Here is a 6,274-nt window from a genome sequence, read left to right as displayed (position 1 = left end):
GCCGGTCGCTGCCCTGCGGATGGCTGCCGGACGTGGCGGCCTGGAGTACCTCTGCATCATGCACACGGATCGCGGCAGTGAATACACGAGTGACGAATTCCGCACCGAAATAGGCAAGTTGCGCATGAGGCAGTCGATGGGACGCGTCGGCTCTTGTTACGATAACGCCGCCGCGGAAAGCTGGTTCGCCATTCTGAAAGCGGAGATCGGGACGACCGTGTGGGAGACCCGCGAGGCGGCCCGGGCCGACGTTTTCCGCTACATCGAGGTCGAGTACAACCGCAGCCGGCTCCGTCGGCACCCCGACTACGGGTACGTCACCCCGCTCGAAACGAGATCCCTGCTCAGACAGAACCTCGCCCCGGCAGCGTAAACACCCGCTGTCCAGTTCGCGGGGGGAACTTCAAGCTGTACCGAGAGACCGGCGGCGCGCATCCTATAGTGCGCGCAGCCTGGCTTCACCATCGGTTCGTTCGCATCCACCCCTTTGAGGACGGGAACGGGCGGGTGGCGCGATGCCTGACCCTGCTCAACCTATTGCGATGCGACCTTGCTCCACTGGTAGTGGACCGCCGCGAACGAGACCGCTACCTGCGCAGCCTCGATCGTGCTAACGAAGGCGACTTGAGGCCACTGATCCGGTTCTTCGCCGAGTTGGAGATCGTTGCCCTCCGCAGCGAGTTGGAGCGACCGGTCGCGGCCACTTCAGAGGCTGTCGCCGGGGGCGCGCTGAGCGTTCTGGAAGCCGGAGTCGCACGGTTCCGTGCGCTCCAGGCCGAGACAGGTGCCCAAGAACGTGCCGAGCAGGTCGCGCGACTGGCAAATGACGTCCACGGACGTGTCGGCCTGTGGCTCACTGACATGTCGAAGAGGATCGAGAATCTCGTTGGTGAGATTTCTGCACATTCCATCGTCACCGTGCAAGGCGCAGCGCCGCCGGACTCCCGGTCTCGGTACTGGGGCCGCCAAGTGGTCCAGACGGCGAGGAGTGTGGACTTCTTCGTCAACAGACATGACGGTGTTTGGTGGCAGCGGTTGCGGATCCATGCCCTGGGGCAAGAACTTCGGTACCTGGTCTTCGTACAGAAGGTCGGCCGTGGAGAAACGGGCGTCCTGGCTCTGACCGTCTACGCCGAACTGATGGGTGACGAGGCTGGTGACGACACACGGCAGGAGGCCGAGACAGTGCTGATTTCGACGCCCACTGAATCGGTCACGTGGACCTACAGCGACACCGCCGAAGCAAGGTGGCAGGACGTGACGGAACTCCTTGATACAACCCTAGCCGCCGCCTTGCACAAGTTCGTTTCTGTGCTCGGATAGCAGTGATTGATGAGGGGAAGAGAAGTCCATCTACTCTTCCCCTCATCTGGAGCTGACCTGAGGGAACGGTTAACGGCACCGCCCCGGGAAAAGGGGGGCGGGATGCCTTTCTCATCCCAATGACGGTGTGTAGCTGCCCGCTTCGAAACTGCTCGGCTCGTCGGCTGATCCGGCCACTCATCGGGCTGCTGCTCCGTCCCGGCCGGGTGCCCGGCCGTCGTTCCCAGGGGCAGATGGGAACGTGGTGGGAACATGAGGATTAAGAACGATCGAGAAAGGCTGAGAAAGGCCACGTACGAGCGTGCACCCTGAGCTGCATGTATCATGAAGAGTGAGCAAGGTTGTGACGGTCCGACAAGATCATGTGCCGACTCGTAATGCGTAGGTCTCGGGTTCGAATCCCGAAGGCGGCTCCATGGTGAACCCCAGGTCAGGCCTTTGACCTGGGGTTTCTTGTTTCTGTTGACCTTGGAATCCGGGCCAATCGGACACGTGTGGTCTACGCATTGCGATGCGTAGGTCCAAGGTGCAGCTTCTGTGGTGATATCTAGAGTCATAGCCTTTGAGCTGGTCTTTTGCGATGGCGGCGGCGCTAGCTGATGAGCTGTCAAGGATCAGGTGCGGCCAATGTGCGGCCATGCGTGCAGCAACAGTGCTGGGGCGGCCATGAGGAGCCATCTTTCTGGGCTCAGTACTGCCAGATTCCTTGTAAATACTCGACAACAAGGTCGAGAGGCGAATCCCCCCAAGTGTCCCGCAGCCGACAGTAAATTGCCAACCTGGGTGCGGCCCAGGGCTTCGGCCCGGTCGCGTGACGTCCGTTTGGTCATCACGCGACCGGAGGGACCCGAGCGGTCGGCGTGGGTTGCGGGCGTTGCGGCGGAGGCTGGCTGCGATGTTGGTGACGTCGGCCAGTCTCAGGGCGCCGGTGGCCAGGTTGCGCCAGGTGGCCAAGGCGTGCGCGAGGGGCCGACCGCGGCCGTCGCAGGCGAGGTCGATTTTGGTGGTCAGTCCGCCTCGGGATCGGCCGAGGGCATGATCGTCTGGTTCGTCCGGCCTGTGGATCCTTTTCGGCCGGTGGCGGCGGCGTGCTGGTGGGTGCTGACGATGGTGGGGTCGATCTGCACCAGCCAGTCAGTGGCGCCAGCCGCGTCCGCGCGAGCACACACCGACCCACATCCAGACGAAGAGCCCGAAAACAGGTGCCGCACATCAGTCCTCACCTGTCTGCTGCGCACGGTCACCGACCGGGCGCCACCCGGCTCGCCCGGCCGGGGAGAGCGCCCGACCCTTGAACCCGATGATTTCCTGGGCGAATCGACCGTGATGGCAGACGGTCGCGGGGATTCCCAAGCCGCTGCCCGGCAATGATCCGGGCCCGATCGCGGTCGCGCGACGTCGGGTGGAGCCGATCGTGGACGACCGTGCCGAGTCCGGGGCCGTGTCGGGCGGCGCCATGCATTCCAGTGGTAATTGCTCGACTTGATCCACTTTTCGAACAGCCCATACGCTACCGGATGGGACAACGACGTGGGCTGGCACGGACACTTCGGGAAGGCGTGATGTGGACCGGGTACATCCGGCACGGCTGGTGCCAACGTGACCGAACCATCGTCCGGGGCCGGGAACCAACCCTCACTGCTGGGGCGGAACGACCTCTTGCGCGCCGTACGCGCCCACGCCGAACGGGCGCGCGCCGGTCACGGCGGCCTGTTACTGATCACCGGCGAGGCGGGCATCGGCAAGACGTCCCTCGCCGGTTGCGCGGTCCATGAGGCGAAGCACCAGGACATGGCCGTGCTGCGCGGGTCGTGCTGGGACGCCGACGGCACTCCCGGGTACTGGCCCTGGACACAGGTCGTCCGGGGCCTGCGGAGCGCCGTTCGGGCAGAGGCGTGGGAGGCCGCGTCGGACGCTGTCGACGCGGCGTGCCAGGTTCTGCTGGGCAGCGGATCCCAGGCAGCGGAGGTGGACCGGTTCCAGTTGTTCGACGCGGTCACGACCGTACTGGTCACCGCCTCGCAGCAGCAGCCGACGCTGGTGGTGCTGGAGGATGTGCACTGGGCGGACCCGGCGTCGGTCGCCCTGCTGGAGTTCGCGGCCCAGCACATATCACTGGAACGGGTGTTGATCGTGGCGACGTTCAGGGATGTGGAGATCGAGCGGCCGGACCACCCCTTGCGCGACCCGTTGCGGTCGCTGATGACCCGGGCCACGACGCTGGCGCTGACAGGGCTCGGGACTGCGGACGTCACGGAGCTGATGCGCCGTACGGCGGGGAGGACACCGGACGAGGCACTCGTCGGCGAGGTTCTGCAGCGGACGGGCGGCAACCCCTTCTTCGTCCAGGAGACCGCCCGCCTGTGGGCGGGCGGTCATGACGTGACCGCGATCTCGCCGGGTCTGCACGCGTCCCTCCAACAGCGGTTGGGGCTGCTGGATGATCCGGTGGCGGAGTGTCTCGGTGCCGCGTCCGTGCTGGGACGGCGTTTCCACGCCGACACGCTGGCGAGGGTCGTCGGACAGTCGCCGGCCCAGGTGAGGTGGTGGCTGGCCCAGGCCGTGGACGCCCAGTTGGTGGAGCACGACCGGTCCGGAGAGGTCGTCTTCAAGCATGACCTCGTACGCGAGACGCTGTACGGCGACCTGGACGCACCCCGCGCGCGCCGACTGCACGCCGCCGCCGCGGGTGCGCTGCGGGACACGGTGGCGGCACTGGACATGACCCTCCCGGTCGAGCTGGCGCGCCACGCCTACTTCTCCTTCGAGGAGTTGGACCGCGACGTGGCGGTGGACCTGATGCTGTCTGCGGCACGCCACGCGGAGACCCGTATGGCTCATGAGGAAGCTGCGGGACATTACAGCCGCGCCCTGGACCGTCTCGGCCGGGAGGCACCTCGGCGGCGGGTTCTGCTCGGGCTTGACTTGGGGCTGGCGCTTCAGTTGTCCGGTGAGCACGAGCGTTCCTGGAGCGTCTTCGGCGACGTCGCCGCCCTGGCGAGAGATCTGGGCGACCCGTTGCTGATGGGACGGACGGCACTGACCCTGTACGGGGCCGACGGGCAGGGTGACACCGCCCTGCTGAAGCAGCGCGCCCTGCGATGGGCGCTCGGGCAATGCACCGGATCCGGCGCGACGGTGGACACGGGCGACGGTGATCTGTTGCTCTCGCAGTCCCACCTGGCGCGGAACGTCGCGACGGCGGTGGTCGCCGGCGCCCGTGCGGCAGGCGATGACGACACGTTGCACATCGGTCTGTGGGCGCGGCTGCAGTCCGAGTGGGGACCACGGACAGCCGGGGGCCGGCACGCCCTGGCGTCGGAACTCATCGCGCTGTCCCGCAGCCGGGGCGACCGATGGACGGAGCACGTGGCGATGTCCATGCGGTGGGTCGCGGCAGTCGAATCCGACGATCCCCGGTTCCTGGAAGACTTCCACGCCATGCTGTCGGTGGCCGCCACCGACGGCTCACCCCGCTTGCGTCTGACCGCGATCATCGACCGCAGCGTCGTCCACGCCATGACGGGCGGGTTCACCGAGGCGGCGAACCTGCTCGACGCCTCCGTGTCCATGAGTACGCCGGGCCCCAACTACTACCAGTACTTCATCTCCCATCACCGCTGGACACTGCTCCTCATGCAGGGCAGGTTCACCGAGGCGAAGGAGCTGCGGGACGAACTGCGGCGTCAGCAGCACCCGTACGTCGATCTCGTGGAGGCACTCACCGAACTGGAAACCGGCGAGAGCCCGCGCGTGCCCGTCCCCCGGCCGGGCGCCGGAGGCGGCGACACAGTTCTGCACCGCAGTGTCACCCCTCTGTGGCTGCGCTACCAGGCGCAGGCGGCCGCCGCTTCGGGCGACCCTGCGTGGTGCGACAACGCCCGCGCCGCGCTGACCCCGTACGCGAGCCAGTGGCTGGTCTCCCTCTTCGGATGGGACATCAGCGGCCCGGCGTCCCTTTGGCTGGGTATCCTCGACGTCGGGCAGCGGCGCTGGGAGTCGGCGGTGCGCCACCTCACCGAAGCCCGCCGATCGGCCGACCGGTTGCACGCGCTGCCGTGGTCACTGCGCGCCCGCGTCGAGCTGGCACTCGCGCTGGCGGCGCAGGGAACGGGCGGCGAGCCGGCCCTCAACGTGCTGCTCGACGAGACAGCGACGCAAGCCCACCAGCTGGGGATGACGCACCTGCTGGCCCGCATCGCGCACCTGGGCCCGCGGCCCGTGCAGGACGAGCCGGCCCGCCTGTACGAGTTCCACCGCAACGGCGAGGTGTGGCGGCTGACTTACGGGGGCCGCACCACGCACATGCCCGACGCGAAGGGGCTGCGGGACTTGCACTGTCTGCTGAGTCGGCCCAGTCGCGACGTGCCGTCCGTCTGGCTGCTGAACCCGGAGGACGACGCCGTGGCGACCGCGCACCCCATGGGGGCTGACGAGGTGCTGGACGATGAAGCACGCCGGCGGTATCGCCGACATCTGGAGCGGCTGGAGACAGAGATCGACCGGGCCGTCGAGCAGGGGGACGACCGGCGCGCGGCGGCCTACGACCAGGAGCGCGCTGCCCTGCTGGAGGAACTGAGCCGATGCGCGGGCCTGGGCGGCCGGGCCCGCAGACTGGGCGATCCGCGCGAACGCGCCCGTAAGAACGTCACGGGCCGCATCCGTGACACCCTGCGCCGGATGGACGAGCAGCACCCCGAACTGGCAGCCCATCTGCGGCGCACCGTGTCCACCGGGACAATGTGCCGCTACACACCCGACCAGGACATCCGCTGGCATGTGTGACCTGGTGGGTGAACCCCCGGCCCACGCGGCCACCGCATGACGGTGACCGCGAAGCCCGAGTTGTGCGGACTGGTCACAGGGGTTGCCAGTCGTGCCAGTCGCTGCCGGGCCGGTGCTGCCAGCGGTGGTGGACGCCGCCGGAGTTGTTGGCGAAGATCTCCAGCCG

General features: G+C 67.4%; 3 protein-coding genes and 1 pseudogene. 3 read left to right on the top strand and 1 reads right to left on the bottom strand.

All coding sequences use genetic code 11. The features are described from left to right. Both BMZ82_RS38805 and BMZ82_RS38800 read left to right on the top strand, forming a co-directional pair. On the top strand, nucleotides 1–373 hold a 373-nt coding region (locus tag BMZ82_RS38805), incomplete at its 5' end, for an IS3 family transposase (RefSeq protein WP_143099016.1). After that, nucleotides 337–1,323 (top strand): Fic family protein, encoded by a 987-nt coding sequence (locus tag BMZ82_RS38800; RefSeq protein ID WP_256252358.1) that lies wholly within the window; start codon nucleotides 337–339, stop codon nucleotides 1,321–1,323. The genes BMZ82_RS38805 and BMZ82_RS38800, both read left to right, overlap by 37 nt. A 951-nt stretch (nucleotides 1,324–2,274) precedes the next feature. Here the strand turns inward: BMZ82_RS38800 and BMZ82_RS42470 are convergent. Next, nucleotides 2,275–2,379, bottom strand: a pseudogene (locus tag BMZ82_RS42470) (IS5/IS1182 family transposase); the annotation flags it as partial. A gap of 543 nt (nucleotides 2,380–2,922) precedes the next feature. Between BMZ82_RS42470 and BMZ82_RS38790 the strand changes: the two are divergent. Then, a complete protein-coding gene (locus BMZ82_RS38790; protein WP_256252357.1) occupies nucleotides 2,923–6,108 on the top strand; it encodes an ATP-binding protein in 3,186 nt (1,061 codons plus the stop codon). The last annotated feature ends 166 nt before the right edge of the window (nucleotides 6,109–6,274 follow it).

Origin of the sequence: Streptomyces sp. yr375 (assembly GCF_900110755.1) — a bacterium.
In the GTDB taxonomy this organism is placed as follows: domain Bacteria; phylum Actinomycetota; class Actinomycetes; order Streptomycetales; family Streptomycetaceae; genus Streptomyces.
Note: the sequence above shows the minus strand (reverse complement) of the source record. Positions and strands in the feature narration are given on the sequence as shown.